At 62.2% G+C, this 14237-nt stretch carries 13 protein-coding genes; 7 read left to right on the plus strand and 6 right to left on the minus strand.

Translation table 11 applies throughout. The annotated features are described in order from the left end of the window. Positions 1–37: 37 nt before the first annotated feature. A complete protein-coding gene (locus tag FHT69_RS18235) occupies positions 38–1324 on the minus strand; it encodes an HlyD family secretion protein (protein WP_183905765.1) in 1287 nt (428 codons plus the stop codon). A gap of 138 nt (positions 1325–1462) precedes the next feature. Between FHT69_RS18235 and FHT69_RS18240 the strand changes: the two genes are divergently transcribed. Further along, positions 1463–2365 (plus strand): LysR family transcriptional regulator, encoded by a 903-nt coding sequence (locus FHT69_RS18240; protein WP_097595744.1) that lies wholly within the window; start codon positions 1463–1465, stop codon positions 2363–2365. A gap of 146 nt (positions 2366–2511) precedes the next feature. Here the strand turns inward: FHT69_RS18240 and FHT69_RS18245 are convergent, their stop codons facing one another. After that, on the minus strand, positions 2512–3399 hold the full coding sequence (locus FHT69_RS18245) for a branched-chain amino acid aminotransferase (RefSeq protein ID WP_047614241.1): 888 nt from the start codon (positions 3397–3399) through the stop codon (positions 2512–2514). A 246-nt stretch (positions 3400–3645) separates the two neighbouring features. Between FHT69_RS18245 and FHT69_RS18250 the strand changes: the two genes are divergently transcribed. After that, the gene (locus FHT69_RS18250; protein WP_025554528.1) at positions 3646–4689 is read left to right on the plus strand and encodes a zinc-dependent alcohol dehydrogenase family protein; all 1044 of its coding nucleotides are present in this window, start codon (positions 3646–3648) and stop codon (positions 4687–4689) included. A gap of 68 nt (positions 4690–4757) precedes the next feature. Here FHT69_RS18250 and FHT69_RS18255 read toward each other — a convergent pair whose 3' ends face one another. Continuing rightward, on the minus strand, positions 4758–5576 hold the full coding sequence (locus FHT69_RS18255; protein ID WP_097630656.1) for a sugar phosphate isomerase/epimerase family protein: 819 nt from the start codon (positions 5574–5576) through the stop codon (positions 4758–4760). 503 nt (positions 5577–6079) lie between these two features. Here FHT69_RS18255 and FHT69_RS18260 point away from each other — a divergent pair. From FHT69_RS18260 to zwf, 4 genes are all read left to right on the plus strand, one after another. Continuing rightward, positions 6080–6547 (plus strand): cupin domain-containing protein, encoded by a 468-nt coding sequence (locus FHT69_RS18260; protein ID WP_025570661.1) that lies wholly within the window; start codon positions 6080–6082, stop codon positions 6545–6547. A 647-nt stretch (positions 6548–7194) separates the two neighbouring features. Further along, positions 7195–8469, plus strand: coding sequence for a hemolysin family protein (locus tag FHT69_RS18265; RefSeq protein WP_025554804.1), 1275 nt, complete (start codon positions 7195–7197; stop codon positions 8467–8469). Between the two features lie 43 nt (positions 8470–8512). Then, a complete protein-coding gene (gene tam / locus FHT69_RS18270; RefSeq protein WP_025554805.1) occupies positions 8513–9283 on the plus strand; it encodes a trans-aconitate 2-methyltransferase in 771 nt (256 codons plus the stop codon). A 112-nt stretch (positions 9284–9395) separates the two neighbouring features. Then, positions 9396–10913, plus strand: coding sequence for a glucose-6-phosphate dehydrogenase (gene zwf / locus FHT69_RS18275; RefSeq protein ID WP_127430410.1), 1518 nt, complete (start codon positions 9396–9398; stop codon positions 10911–10913). Between the two features lie 15 nt (positions 10914–10928). On the opposite strand, the gene FHT69_RS18280 is transcribed toward zwf, so the two are convergent. From FHT69_RS18280 to FHT69_RS18290, 3 genes are all read right to left on the minus strand, one after another. Next, complete coding sequence (locus FHT69_RS18280; protein ID WP_025554717.1) at positions 10929–11252, minus strand: hypothetical protein; 324 nt, start codon at positions 11250–11252, stop codon at positions 10929–10931. Between the two features lie 132 nt (positions 11253–11384). Then, on the minus strand, positions 11385–11840 hold the full coding sequence (locus FHT69_RS18285) for an NUDIX hydrolase (RefSeq protein WP_183905766.1): 456 nt from the start codon (positions 11838–11840) through the stop codon (positions 11385–11387). A gap of 113 nt (positions 11841–11953) precedes the next feature. Beyond that, positions 11954–12346, minus strand: a complete 393-nt coding sequence (locus tag FHT69_RS18290; protein ID WP_003546502.1) for a hypothetical protein — start codon at positions 12344–12346, stop codon at positions 11954–11956. Positions 12347–12577: 231 nt separating this feature from the next. Between FHT69_RS18290 and FHT69_RS18295 the strand changes: the two genes are divergently transcribed. Next, the gene (locus FHT69_RS18295; RefSeq protein ID WP_183905767.1) at positions 12578–14143 is read left to right on the plus strand and encodes a helicase HerA-like C-terminal domain-containing protein; all 1566 of its coding nucleotides are present in this window, start codon (positions 12578–12580) and stop codon (positions 14141–14143) included. Positions 14144–14237: the final 94 nt, after the last annotated feature.

Raw genomic sequence — 14237 nt, forward strand, 5'->3', positions numbered from 1 at the left:
TGAGGAATGATCGGGATCATTCGGGGAATGATGGGGATCATCCAGCCTGGCTGGACAATCTCTCTTCGTCCGCCCCAGAGGCTTGGGCAGGCTTGGCTTGGGCAGGCTTGGTTTCGGCAGCTTGGGTTTGGGCAGCCTTGGTATCGATTTCGGGCTCGACCGACATGCCCGAACGCAACAGGCCGCTCAGAGGCTCGTCGTCGATGACGATCTTGACCGGGATGCGCTGGACGATCTTGGTGAAGTTGCCGGTGGCATTATCCGGCGGCAGCAGCGAGAATTCCAGGCCGCTTGCCGGCGAAACGCTGTCGACATGACCCTTGATCGAGATGTCGGGAAAGCTGTCGACCTTGATCTCGACCGGCTGGCCGGGGCTGATATAGGTCAGCTGCGTTTCCTTGAAATTGGCGACGACATAGACCGCATGCAGCGGCACGACGGCCATCAGTTGCGTGCCCGAGGTGACATACTGGCCGACGCGGATCGAGCGGGCGCCGACCGTGCCGTCGACGGCGGCGACGATGTCCGTATAGGAGAGGTTGAGCTCCGCCTGCTGGGCGGCGGCGGCGGCGCGGTCGCGCTGGGCAGCCGACTGTTCGCGCTGGGTTTGCAGCACCGGCACCTTGTTTTGAGCTGCAACGAGGGCTGCCCGGTCGCGCTCGACGGCGGCAGCGGCCTGTTCCCTGGCCGACTGGGTCTGCTCGGCACGGGACTGAGTGCCGGCGCCGTTGGTGATGAGGCGGGCCGAGCGGGCGGCGTCCGACACGGCAAAATCCAGCGAGGCCTGCGAGGCGTCCATCGTCGCCCTCGCCTGCTCGATCACCGACTGCTGCAAGGCGATCTGGGCATCGATATTGGTGATGGCGGCTTCGGCCGCCTTCACATCGGCTCTCGCCTGCGACAGGGCAGCCTGGAAGTCGCGGTCGTCGATGCGGGCGAGAACCTGACCGGCTTTGACCTGGTCATTGTCGCTGACCAGCACTTCCCTGATATAGCCGGCGACCTTCGGGGCGACAGTGGTGTAATCGGCCTTCACATAGGCATCATCGGTGGATTCGATGAAGCGGCCGAGCGTCCAATACCGGTAGCCGAAATCGCCGGCGAAAGCGACGCCGGCAAGCAGCGCGGCGGCAAGGACGGCGCGCTTGACGATCCCCCGACCGGCCTTTCCGGAAGCACCCGCGACCGGCGCTTCCGCAACCGGTGCTTCGGCGGCCGGCATGGGCGGCGCCTCGGCAGTGGGCGTCCTGGCAGCTTCCTCGGCCAGGATCTGCTCGGCCTGCCTGGAAGTTTCGAAAACTTGCCTCTGGGGTAACTCGACCATCGTCATTCTCCTTCACCGTTGGCCTCCTCTGCGAGAGGCCATGTTCGATGCGAAGAAAAATGCGCCCTGACATTTATTTTGATAATCTGTTTAAATCGGGAAGGATCATCAACTCTCAGCGGATAATCCGAGGGCAATATGGATCGGCTGACAAGCCTCACAGTCTTTGGCCGGGTGGTGGAATGCGGCGGTTTTTCCGCCGCGGCGCGCCGGCTCAACATGTCGGTCACCATGGTCGGCAATCACGTGCAATCGCTGGAGGATCGGCTCGGCGTGCGACTGCTCAACCGCACGACACGCAAGGTCAGCCTGACCGAAACCGGCAAATATTACTACGAACGCTCGTCGCAGATCCTGGCCGAACTTGAGGAGGCGGACCGGACGGCCGGCGCGCTGAGCTCGACGCCGCGCGGCACGCTGAGGGTCTATACCAGCAGTGCCATCGTGCGTTTCCTGCTGCCCGTCGTCAGCGAATATATGGAGCTCTATCCGTCGATCTCACTCGATTTCAGTGTCGGCGAGCGGATGGTCGACATGATCGAGGATGGCTACGACCTGGTGATGCGCACCGTACCGCCGCCGGATTCCTCGCTCGTTGCCCGCAAGCTGACGCCCTGGCGCCATATGCTCGTTTGCTCGCCAGCCTATTTCGAGACTCATCCGATGCCGAAGAAGCCGGCGGAGGTCGCGGAGCACAATTGCCTGCAATATGCCTATTATCCCTATGGCGACGAATGGCGCTTCGAGGATGGTGCGGGCAACCCGGAGAGCGTCAAGATCGCCGGCAACGTCGTCTCCAACAGCGCCGAGATGCTGCGCTTCCTGACGCTGAGCGGGCGGGGCATCTTCCTGGCGCCGAGCTTCGTGGTGTTCGACGACATCGCCGAAGGGCGGCTGGTGAAGATCATGCCGGACTACCGGCCGGTGGAATTTAACATCAACGCCGTCTATCCCAACCGCAGCCATCTGCCGACGAAGGTGCGGCTGTTCATCGATCTCTTGGTGGAGAGATTTGCCGAGCATCGGAAGTGGATGACGTGAGGGGGCCTGCCCGGGGGTAGGCCTGCTCTTTTTTTGCGAGCGGGCTCGGGTGTGGGTAGCACCCCCTGCCCTGCGCTTGCGCTCCGGGCGTTCGCTGCTGCAATCGATTCACTGGATCGATTGCTTCGGCTGCGCCGAACCGCTGCTCACTCCTCGCTTTCGCTGCGGCCGTAGGCCCAGTCCATATAAAGCTCCAGCGCCTTGCGGGTGAACGGGCCTTCCTGAAAATTGCGGTCGTCGAGGCGGGTGACGCCGACGACTTTGGAGTAGTTGCCGGTGGTGAAGATCTCGTCGGCTGCGAGGAAATCCTCGACGGAGAGCGCTGCTTCCACGACGTCGAAACCGGCCTGGCGCAGCAGGCCGATGACCCGCGCGCGGGTGATGCCGGCGAGGAAGGTGCGGTTGGCGGCCGGCGTCATCACCACGCCGTCGCGCACCATGAAGACGTTCGATGAGGCGGTTTCGACGACGTTGCCGTTCAGGTCGCGCACCAGCGCATTGTCGAAACCGCGGCTGCGCGCCTCGGCGATCATGCGGCCGCTGTTCGGATAGAGCGAGCCGGTCTTCGCCTCGGTCATCGCCGTTTCCGGCGACGGGCGGCGATAGGGCGAGACGGTGAGGCTGGTGCCGCCATGGCCGCCCATCGGCGCCTCGAACAGGCAGAGCGCGAAGCGGGTCGATTCCGCGTCGACGGAAACGACGCTGCCGGGCGAACCATGTTCTCCCCAATACATCGGCTTGATGTAAATCGCCGTGGCGCCATCGAATTTCGCAACGCCTTCCCAGGCGAGTGCGGCGATCTCCTCGGCCGACTTCACCGGCTTCAGGCCCATGGCCAGCGCCGAGCGGTTGATGCGCTGGCAGTGCAGGTCGAGATCTGGCGCGATACCATCAAACCAGCGGGCGCCGTCGAAGACCGTGGAACCCAGCCACATGGCATGCGAGGTCGGCCCGATCAGCGGCGGATTGCCCGGGAGCCATTCTCCATCGACATGGGTCCAGGTGGTTGAACGGGGTGATGTATCGACGGCCATGCTGCCCTCCCTATAAAGCCGGCAAAGCAAAAACCTCCGCGGCAAGCCGGGTCAAGGACAAATCCCGCTCGGAAACACGGAAGCAAGAAAATGCCGAAGCATGCGATCATGCCGCAATATTCGTGCGCAGCAACAGCGTCACAGATGGGTGCATCAGCAAAAATGATGGAATGGAATGTTGGAATGGCTGGCTGCAGCATGCGATGATGGGGTGCAACAGCGGATACGCAGCAAGGGAAGACGCCGATGAAAGCCATGTTCTACGAAGCCTTCGAACAGGCGCCCGAAATCCGCACCCTGCCCGATCCGACGCCGACCGAGGACGGCGTTGTCATTGCGGTCGGCGCAAGCGGGCTCTGCCGCAGCGACTGGCACGGCTGGATGGGACACGATCCCGATATCCGCCTGCCGCATGTGCCGGGACACGAGCTTGCCGGGCGCATCGTCGCCACCGGCCGCGGCGTGATGCGTTTCAAGGTCGGCGACCGGGTGACAGTGCCTTTCGTTTCCGGCTGCGGCCATTGCAGCGAATGCCATTCCGGCAACCAGCAGGTCTGCCCCAACCAGTTCCAGCCGGGCTTCACCCATTGGGGCTCCTTCGCCGAATATGTGGCGATCGATTATGCCGACACCAATCTGGTGCACCTGCCCGATACGATCGACGATGCGACGGCCGCAAGCCTCGGCTGCCGCTTCGCCACCTCGTTTCGCGCCGTCGCCGACCAGGCCCGCACCGGGCCCGGCGAATGGATCGCCGTGCATGGCTGCGGCGGCGTCGGCCTGTCGGCGATCATGATCGCCACCGCCCTCGGGGCGAATGCGATCGGCATCGACATATCCGAGGAGAAGCTCGCCTTTGCGCGGGATTGCGGGGCGGTGGCGACGGTCAATGCAGCAGGCGTCGCCGACGTGGCGGAGGCGGTGCGCGAAATCACCAAGGGCGGCGCCCATGTCTCGATCGACGCGCTCGGCCATCCTGTCACCTGCTTCAACTCGATCAAGAACCTGCGCCGGCGCGGACGGCATGTGCAGGTGGGGCTGATGCTCGGTGAACAGGCAACACCGCAGATTCCAATGGCGCAGGTCATCGGCCACGAGCTGGAAATCTACGGTAGCCACGGCATGCAGGCCTGGCGTTACGACGCCATGCTGTCGATGCTTTCGGCCGGCAAGATCGCGCCGCAGAAGCTGATCGGACGGCGGGTCAGCCTCGAAGAGGCCGTGCCGGCGCTGATGGCGCTCGACAAGGCGGAGGCCACCGGAATCAGCGTGATTACCCGGTTTTCATGAGGGAATTCCCACCCTCCCCGCCCGTGACGAGCACCGGACTCAGGGAGGGCGGGACGAGCAACAAGACCCTATTGGGCTACGCCGATCGAGGCGAGAAAAGCTGATGAAGCCGGGATCTTCGACTTGTCCTTGATCTCGATGATGAGGCGCGGATTGCTGTCGAGCTTGGCAAGTGCCCTAAAGACGGCGTGCCAGTGGATCGAGCCTTCGCCGAGGCTCCAATGGCGATCGGCATATCCGTCGGCATCCTGCAGGTGGACATGCTGCAGGCGATTGCCGGCGGCCTTGACGTAGTAATCGACCGGCGGAGCACCGGTGTAGCCGTGGGCATAATGGGCGTGCCCGGTATCGATCGAGACGGCGACCGCGGGCGAATGGAAGCTTTCGGCCAGCGCCACGCGAATATGCGGATCCTTATCCTCGATGTTCTCGATGACCATGGTGCAGCCGATATCCTCGGCGCGCCGGACGGCGTCGCGCAGGGTCATGTGCGTGCGCTCGACCAAGGCTTCGCGGGCGCCGGCATTGTCGTCGAGATTGTTGTAAGACCAGGATGTATAGGGGCTGTGGATGACCATATGGGTGGCGCCGATGGCAGCGCAGACATCGAGACCCTGCAGCAGGCGCCTTGTGACGATGGTGCGGATATCGGGATCTTCCGAGGCGATGGTGAAGCCCCAGAACGGGCCGTGAATGCCGAGGCGGCCGCTGTGGCCGTCGAGAAGCCGCCTGGTGCGGGCGGCAAGCGGCGCCCAGTCGCCGTTGAGAACCTCGGCATCGATGAAGCTCTGCAATTCGAGATCGCGGGATTTTTCGAAAAGCCAGTCGCGGTGAAGCTCGACTTCATCGAGCGTCATGGCGGCGCCGACGACGGGAAGAGAAGACATGGATGCGCTCCATCAATTGGAATGATCAATGTGAAAATGGAAGAACGGTCAAGAACGGCCGCCGCGTTCTATGCGCCCCTTCTGTGTCGGCGGTATTACAGACAGGCAGACTCGAAACCCTCCGGCTTCAGTCATTTCCGCACAGCTGGTGCGGCATTTTCGGGCCTTGCGGAAACGATCCGCCGTACCGATATCAGCGCCGACTACTCGTGATGGCTAGAGCGGTTCAGCTTTTAACGGAAGCGCAGAACCGCTCTATCCTTTTGTTTTTGCGCAATTCCGGACGGAAAACCGGTTCGCACTTTTCCTGGAATTGCTCCAGGCGCACGAGCTGCACTGAACTCTCGGCAACGGAGCCGTACGTTCATCGCTTCGGCGACCGAAGCGCCGCGTTGAAGGCGCTTGGCAATGTTGCCCCCGACAACAGTGCGGTTGTCAAAAGCGGCGTAGAGGTTTAACGGCTGCGCCCGCAAGAAAAAGCCCTGTAAGAAAAAGAAAGAGACATGATGTCCAACTCATTTGTGAAAATGCATGGCAGTGACGAGGCGAAGCGGTTTTTCGTTCTCGGCGACCGGGTCGAGCGGCGGCTAAGAATCAGCGGAACCTGGCTGAATATCTTCGACGTCACCGTGCCATCAGGCAGCCGGACGCCGAAACATGCGCATGCGAGCCCTGAAGTGTTCCGCATCCGCGAGGGACGTCTGACGATCTGGCGCATGAGCGACAGCGGCCCGGAAGAGATCGAGGCCAGCGCCGGCGACATCGTCACCATCCCGCCCTTCATGGTGCATGGCTATGCCAACCGCGGAACCGTCCCGGTGGTGTTTTCCGCGATCGTCGATCGCGAGATGGCCGAGTTCATCGAAGCGGAAGGCGCGACCGAACCCCCGAAGGCCAGCCCTTCGACTGAGACCATCGCCCGCATGACGGCCGCCGCCAATGCTTACGGGATCACCATCCTCGCGGCCTGATGGGACAAGAGCGTGATGCCGTAAATTTCGAGCGATTTTCGGCGTCACGCAGAATTGCGAAAAATTCCGCTACAATCTTCAAACATAACGCGGCGCTGCCGCTATTTTCAAAACTGTCACATCAAGACGCTATAAGGATTTTCACTCGGCGCCTCTTGCGCCGGAAGCGTTTCACCGCCAAAATTGCGCCATGCCTGACAGCGACCCATCCAGTACAAGCTCCGCCCGTTCCAACCGGGATCTCCCGGCCGAGGACGCTGGCGACCACTGTAGATGGCGCGATGACCTCCTCCTTGCCCTGGGCACCTCAGGCTCCCGCAGCGAGCAGCCGCTTTCCACGTCATCGAGCATGACGGGCGGCCGCATGCCGGCCCGCTTTTCCCGACGACCTATGACTTCCACTTCACAAGGAGCGGTCCCTCATGACGACGACCGCTTATGGTCGCTGATGTCTTTCGACTGGATTCGGCCCTTTCCCCATGGGTCGGGGTTGCCACTCACCGAATTCTGAAAACGGATGGAACCTACACCGATGTAACACGATGATGGAAAGACGACAGGTGATGCGTCTATAGTAGCGTCCCTTCGAATACCTCGCCGCTTCGCCTGATGAATGCGGTATGACAACCTCAACGAATAGGGTCCCTGTGTTTCTGGAAATTGGAATTGTGGCATTTCTCACCATCCTGAATGGTGTGCTCGCCATGTCGGAGCTGGCCGTTGTGTCTTCGCGAACGGCCCGCCTAAAGGTTCTCTCCGACAATGGGAGCAAGGGTGCCGCTCAAGCGATCAAACTCGCTGAAAACCCCGGACGTTTTCTCTCCACGGTGCAGATCGGCATCACGCTGGTCGGTGTTCTCTCGGGCGCTTTCTCAGGGGCCACGCTCGGGGGCCGGCTGAGCGGATGGCTGGAAGCACAAGGGTTGTCCTCGACGGCCGCTGATGCCATCGGCGTCGGTTCGGTCGTGGTGGCAATTACATATCTTTCCTTGATCATCGGCGAACTTGTTCCAAAGCAGATCGCATTGCGAGAACCCGAGGCGGTTGCGGCCAAGGTCGCACCCGCCATGGCGGTGCTTTCAAAAATTGCGTTACCCCTCGTGTGGCTTCTGAACGCCTCCGGAAATCTGGTGCTGAAGCTCCTGGGCCAGTCGGGAAAAGGCGGCGACAATGTCTCCGACGCAGAGATCAAAACCGTACTGGCCGAGGCGCAGTCGGCTGGCGTGATTGAAAGCGAAGAGTCTGCGATGATATCAGGCGTCATGCGGCTGGCGGACCGCACCGCCCGAGCGCTTATGACGCCCCGGCGAGACGTCGAAATCATTGATATTGACGACAGCCTCGAGGAAATTCGGACCCAGCTGCACAGGACGAAACGGTCGCGGTTGCCCGTTCGAAAAGGCAGTTCGGACGAGGTGATTGGCATTCTTCCGGTCAAGGACTTCTACGACTCGATGTCCGAACACGGCAGCGCCGATATCAAGGCTCTGACACACGATGTCCCGGTGGTTTCAGACCTTTCAACGGCCATCAACGTTATTGAGGCAATCCGGAAATCGCCCGTTCACATGGTGCTGGTTTTCGACGAGTACGGCCATTTCGAGGGAGTTGTTTCGTCGGGCGACATTCTGGAAGCGATCATGGGGGCTCTCCAGGAGGGACCTGTCGATGAACAGGCCATCGCTCGTCGAGACGACGGTTCCTATCTCGTGTCGGGCTGGACGCCGATTGACGAGTTCGCTGAATTCCTAAACCTCAAGCTCGATGACGATCTGGAATATCAGACTGTGGCCGGTCTGGTGCTGGAAGAGCTGAAACATCTGCCGGAACTGGGCGAGAGCTTCACGAGAGATGGATGGCGCTTCGAAGTCGTCGATCTCGACGGAAGGCGCGTGGACAAGATACTTGTGTCGGCTGAATGAAGGTCGGCAGGCGCCTTACACAGATACAGCAGGAGTGAACGCCATGGCATGGTCCGCCCATCAATATGTGAAATTCGAGGACGAGCGCACGCGACCGGCGCGTGACCTTCTGGCGCAGGTGCCGCTGCAAAGCCTTCGCCACGCCGTCGATCTCGGCTGCGGACCCGGCAATTCCACCGAACTGATCATCGAGCGTTACGGAGCGTCCGGCGTCTCCGGCCTCGACAGCGACATGAACATGCTGGAGGCGGCCCGCAAGCGGCTTCCAGGCACTGATTTCGTCGAGGCCGATCTCGGCAGCTGGCAGCCCACGGAACCGGCCGACCTGCTGTTTGCCAATGCCGTCTTCCAATGGCTGCCCGATCATATCGACATTTTCGACCGGCTGATGGACGGGCTTTCCGCAGGCGGCGTGCTCGCCGTACAGATGCCCGACAATCTCGGCGAACCCTCGCATCTGGCGATGGAGGAAACGGCGCATGCCGGCCCATGGAAGGCCGCCTTCGAGGCGAAGAGCGTCCGCCGAAAGGCGCTGCCGCCGCCCTCCGCCTATTACGACAGGCTGATCGCCAAAGCCTCGCGCGTCGATATCTGGCACACCATCTACAATCACCCGATGGCCGATGCGGCCGCGATCGTCGAATGGGTGAAGGGAACCGGGTTGATGCCCTATCTCGCCCATGCCGGCGAGCAGCATCGCGAGGCCTTCCTGGCCGATTACCTCAAGCGGGTGGAACAGGCCTATCCCAAGCTTTCGGATGGCCGGGTGCTGCTCAGGTTTCCGAGGATTTTCATGGTGGCGGTCAAAGCGTAACCGACCTCGGGCGCACGCCAGAGGATGTCAAATGCCTGTTACCCCTCGCCGCCTATGTTGCGGCGAAACCGGCACGCATTATAGTCGGCCGCAAATTGCAAGGAGATGACACATGGACGCTGCCCCCACCCCGCCGGTCACCCTGGTCATCTTCGGCGCGACGGGCGACCTGACGCGCCGCCTGCTGGTGCCGGCGATCATCAATCTGACGCGCAGCCGCCTCGTCGGCGACGATCTCCACATTCTCGGCATCGGCATCGAGCCGGGTGACGACGAATTCCTGCGCGGGCGGCTCGACCAGTTCCTCAACCATCTCAGCGGCGAAGAGCCGAGGGTGAAGGACGAAGCATGGGAAAGCCTGCGCCGGCGCATTTCCTATACGTCCGGGGATTTCACCAAGGACGATATCTTCGTCGAGATCGGCAAGCGGCTGGGGCCGAATGCCAATGCCGCCTTCTATCTCGCGGTGCCGCCATCCTTTTTCGGCACGATCGTCGAGAAGCTCGCCGCTCACGGGCTGACCGATGAAAGCGACGGCATTTTCCGCCGCGTCGCCATCGAGAAGCCGTTCGGGACCGATCTCGCCTCGGCGCAGGCGCTGAATGCGCAGATCCTCGCCCAGATTGAAGAAAGCCAAGTCTACCGGCTCGACCATTTCCTCGGCAAGGAGACGGTGCAGAACCTGATGACGGCGCGCTTCGCCAATATGATGATCGAGTCTTTGTGGAACAGCCGCTATATCGATCATGTGCAGATAACCGCCGCCGAGATCGTCGATGTCGGCAGCCGCGGCAAATTCTACGACGCAACCGGCGCGCTGCGCGACATGGTGCCGAACCATCTCTTCCAGCTGCTGGCGATGATCGCCATGGAGCCGCCGAACAGCTTCGATGCCGAAGCGATCCGCAACGAGAAGAGCAAGGTGCTGAAGGCGCTGCGCATCTACACGCCGGAGGAGGCCAAGACGCATGGCGTGCGCGGCGCCTATGCCGCAGGTCCGCTCAATGGTGCTGAACTTCCGGCCTATCGCGACACCAAGGACGTTTCGTCCGACAGCAGGACCGAGACCTTCGTGGCACTGAAGCTCTATGCCGATACCTGGCGCTGGGCCGGCGTGCCCTTCTATCTGAGAACCGGCAAGGCGCTGACGGCGCGCGACACCGAGATCGTCATCACCTTTCAGCCGGTTCCCTTCGCGCAGTTTCGCGAGACCGACGTCAAGCGCCGCCTGCCGCCCAACCGGCTGGTGATCCAGGTGCAGCCGGACGAAGGCATGAGCATGGAAATCTCGATCAAGTCGCCGGGGCTTTCCGTCGATACCGTGCCGGTCTCCCTTGATTTCCGCTATGCGGACAAATTCGATATCGCCAAGACGACCGGCTATGAATCACTGCTCTACGATCTCTTCATCGGCGACCAGACGCTGTTCCAGCGTGCCGACGGCATCGAGGCAGGATGGGCGGCGGTGCAGCCCTTCCTCGATATCTGGGCTAGGGATCAGAGCGTGCCCGACGCTTACGCGCCGGGCAGCATGGGACCGGCCTCAGCCGACGAATTGATCCAGCGCGACAGGCGAGAGTGGCATGAACTCGGCGTCATTCTGCATCACGACAAGAAGGACGGCAAATAGCGCCCTCCCCTGATATTACTGATTTCCCTCGTCACGGCATGCGGCGCTGACCGAGGCGCCGCTGTTGCCGCCTTCGGTGGCCAGCGCTCCGCGCGCCTTGCGCGGCGGGCAGCGCGCCCAGTCGACGGGGCCGCTGACTGGCTCATTGTCGATGCTGCCGGTTTCGATTGAGTCGAGCGGGATTATCAGCCCGCTTTGCGTTTCGGCTCCGGGCGCGGTGCCGAGCGGCGGCGTGCCGTCGATCCGGCCGCTGGCATCCATGCCCATGTTCGACTGGGCAAGAACCGGGGCGGAGAGGCTGAGGAGAGCGATCGAGGCTGCTGCAATAAACCTGCGCATGATGCTATTCCTTCTGGTTTCATCGATGCGACAGAAACAGCAGGACGACCTCATTGTTCCCCCCGGAAGCGGGCACTGGCGATCAAAGTTTGGCGATCGGGATATCATTCCTCTAAACTGGCGATATCAGGCTCAGTCTCGCCAGCGCGACAGCAGTCTTTCGAGACCTGTCGGATAAAGATCGATGCCGGCCTCGCGCAGCCTGTCGCGGCCGAACCAGCGCGCCGTCGCCGCCGTCTCATCGAGTTCGGAATAGCCGATTTCGTCGCGCTCATAGAGGCTTTCATCGGCCAGTTCGATATCGGCGGCGAAGATATATTCGTGGCCGGTCGCGCCATGATGCTCGTAGATGTTTTCAAGCAGATGCCAGGGGCCAACGACGCGGATCGCCGTTTCGAGCTCCTCCTGGAATTCGCGGTGCAGGGCCTCTTCGCGGCTCTCGCCGAATTCGATGGCGCCGCCAAGCGGGCGAACGCCCTTGATACGGCCACTGTCATCCTCCACTTCGGCGGCGAGCAGTTGGTCTTTCCGCCAGGCGAGGCCGATCACCTTCACCCTGATCTGCTGCGACGGGCGCCAGACGGTCATCTGCTCTCCTTCCATTCATTGGGCAGCCAGTGGACAGCGCTTGCTTCAGCCAGTGCTTCCGGCGCAAGAATATGAGCCCCGCGACAACGCGAGGCTCCTGCCGATCAATCGTCTTAGACGAACTGGCTGAGGCCGGGGACGGAAGCGACGACCTCGTCGACCACCTCTTCGCCGGCATATTGCTTGGCGATGGCGATGGTTTCCTTGGCAAGCGAGGTGATCTCGCCCATGCCGAGGCCTTCGCCCATCAGCTGCTGGCCAAGGCCCATGATGCCGCCGCCGCCGAGCGAGCTCATCAGCCCGCCGAGCAGGCCGCCGCCGCCGGCACCTGCCCCATTGAACTGGGCGACGAGATCGGCGCCGCCGGGGATCGCTTCGATCATCTTGGCGACCGGACCATCGGCAGCCTCGCGCTGCAGGAAGCCGAGCATCATGCCGAGCGCCTTTTCGGCCAAGTCGGGCGCAATACCCACGCGATCGGCGATCTGGGTCACAATTTCATTCATCGTCAGCCTCCTGTTATTTTGACGTTAACGTCAACGTTAATGGAAATTCCACAGCAACTCAAGCCGGCCTCTCCGCGGGGGCACTTTGTCCGGTTTTGCTTTCAATGCAAACAGTTGTCCGCATCCATCTCCCTGCTTATAACAGGGAAACGATGGTTCGATGAAGGCGGCGGGAGAGAACACCGAGCCTTCTGACATAAATGGCGGCAAAGCCCGAAGGGAGCATTCCGAATGATCGAGGAAGGCAAGATTTTCATCGGCGCGAGCCGCAATCCCGATGACAGCATCAACAAGCCGGAATATCTCGACCTGAAGTTCGGCAACCGCCACGGCCTCGTCACCGGCGCCACCGGCACCGGCAAGACGGTGACGCTGCAGGTGCTCGCCGAAGGCTTTTCGCGGGCCGGCGTTCCGGTCTTTGCGGCCGATATCAAGGGCGATCTTTCCGGCATCGCCGCCAAGGGCGAGCCCAAGGATTTCCTGACGAAACGCGCCGAGCAGATCGGTTTCACCGATTATGAATTCGACCAGTTTCCGGTGATCTTCTGGGATCTGTTCGGCGAGAAGGGCCACCGGGTGCGCACCACGGTCGCCGAGATGGGGCCGCTGCTGCTCGCCCGGCTGATGGATGCCTCCGAACCGCAGGAAGGCGTCATCAACATCGCCTTCAAGATCGCCGACCAGGCCGGGCTGCCGCTGCTCGACCTCAAGGATTTCACCTCGCTGCTCAACTATATGGGCGAGAATGCCACCGAGCTTTCCAACCAATACGGCCTGATCTCCAGGGCCTCGGTCGGCTCGATCCAGCGGGCGCTGCTCGTTCTCGAACAGCAGGGCGCCGAGCATTTCTTCGGCGAACCGGCGCTGAAGATCACCGACATCATGCGCACCAGCAACAATGGCTATGGCCAGATCTCGGTGCTCGCCGCCGACAAGCTGATGATGAACCCGCGCCTCTACGCCACCTTCCTGCTCTGGCTGCTCTCGGAGCTCTTCGAGGAACTGCCCGAGGTGGGCGATCCGGAAAAGCCGAAGCTCGTCTTCTTCTTCGACGAGGCGCATCTGCTCTTCAACGATGCGCCGAAGGTGCTGACCGAACGCGTCGAGCAGGTGGTGCGGCTGATCCGCTCCAAGGGCGTCGGCGTCTATTTCGTCACCCAGAATCCGCTCGACGTGCCGGAAACGGTGCTCGCCCAGCTCGGCAACCGGGCGCAGCATGCGTTGCGCGCCTATTCGCCGCGCGAGCAGAAGGCGGTGAGGACGGCGGCCGATACCTTCCGCGCCAACCCGGCCTTCGATTGCGCCACCGTCATCACCAATCTCGGCACTGGCGAAGCGCTGGTCTCGACGTTGGAAGCCAAGGGCGCGCCGTCGATCGTCGAGCGCACGCTGATCCGCCCGCCGTCGGGCCGCGTCGGCCCGGTGACGGATGCCGAGCGCCAGCAGATCATGGACAGGAGTCCGGTTCTCGGCGTCTATGACGAGGATATCGACCGCGAATCCGCCTTCGAGCTGCTGGCGGCAAAGGCGAAGAAGGCGGCGGATGCCGAGGCCGCCAAGCGGGCGCAGGAAGAAGCGGCCCAGCAGCCGGGAAGCAGCACCTCGGGCTGGAACCTGCCGGGCTTCGGCGGCGGCAATGACGACGACAACCGGGGCCGCGGCCAATCGCGTGGCAGGACTTCCGGCTACCAGCGCGAAACGGTGGTGGAAGCGGCGATGAAGAGCGTGGCGCGCACGGTGGCGACCCAAGTCGGCCGGGCGCTGGTGCGCGGAATATTGGGGAGCTTGAAGCGGTAGGTTTGCGGCGCGCCGCAAGCCCCTCATCCGCCTGCCGGCACCGTCCGGGGTCGGGCCACGTGTCTCGACCTTTCCGTTCCCCACCACCCTCTCG

The organism is Rhizobium sp. BK008, assembly GCF_014197345.1.
Taxonomy (GTDB): domain Bacteria; phylum Pseudomonadota; class Alphaproteobacteria; order Rhizobiales; family Rhizobiaceae; genus Rhizobium; species Rhizobium anhuiense.

What these genes read in the sequence shown, in the direction of transcription:
- FHT69_RS18290 (WP_003546502.1), bottom strand. Translation starts at nt 12,346, where the DNA reads ATGAATGAAATTGTGACCCAGATCGCCGATCGCGTGGGTATTGCGCCC.
- FHT69_RS18285 (WP_183905766.1), bottom strand. Translation starts at nt 11,840, where the DNA reads ATGACCGTCTGGCGCCCGTCGCAGCAGATCAGGGTGAAGGTGATCGGC.
- FHT69_RS18295 (WP_183905767.1), top strand. Translation starts at nt 12,578, where the DNA reads ATGATCGAGGAAGGCAAGATTTTCATCGGCGCGAGCCGCAATCCCGAT.
- FHT69_RS18245 (WP_047614241.1), bottom strand. Translation starts at nt 3,399, where the DNA reads ATGGCCGTCGATACATCACCCCGTTCAACCACCTGGACCCATGTCGAT.
- tam (WP_025554805.1), top strand. Translation starts at nt 8,513, where the DNA reads ATGGCATGGTCCGCCCATCAATATGTGAAATTCGAGGACGAGCGCACG.
- zwf (WP_127430410.1), top strand. Translation starts at nt 9,396, where the DNA reads ATGGACGCTGCCCCCACCCCGCCGGTCACCCTGGTCATCTTCGGCGCG.
- FHT69_RS18240 (WP_097595744.1), top strand. Translation starts at nt 1,463, where the DNA reads ATGGATCGGCTGACAAGCCTCACAGTCTTTGGCCGGGTGGTGGAATGC.
- FHT69_RS18250 (WP_025554528.1), top strand. Translation starts at nt 3,646, where the DNA reads ATGAAAGCCATGTTCTACGAAGCCTTCGAACAGGCGCCCGAAATCCGC.
- FHT69_RS18260 (WP_025570661.1), top strand. Translation starts at nt 6,080, where the DNA reads ATGATGTCCAACTCATTTGTGAAAATGCATGGCAGTGACGAGGCGAAG.
- FHT69_RS18235 (WP_183905765.1), bottom strand. Translation starts at nt 1,324, where the DNA reads ATGGTCGAGTTACCCCAGAGGCAAGTTTTCGAAACTTCCAGGCAGGCC.
- FHT69_RS18255 (WP_097630656.1), bottom strand. Translation starts at nt 5,576, where the DNA reads ATGTCTTCTCTTCCCGTCGTCGGCGCCGCCATGACGCTCGATGAAGTC.
- FHT69_RS18280 (WP_025554717.1), bottom strand. Translation starts at nt 11,252, where the DNA reads ATGCGCAGGTTTATTGCAGCAGCCTCGATCGCTCTCCTCAGCCTCTCC.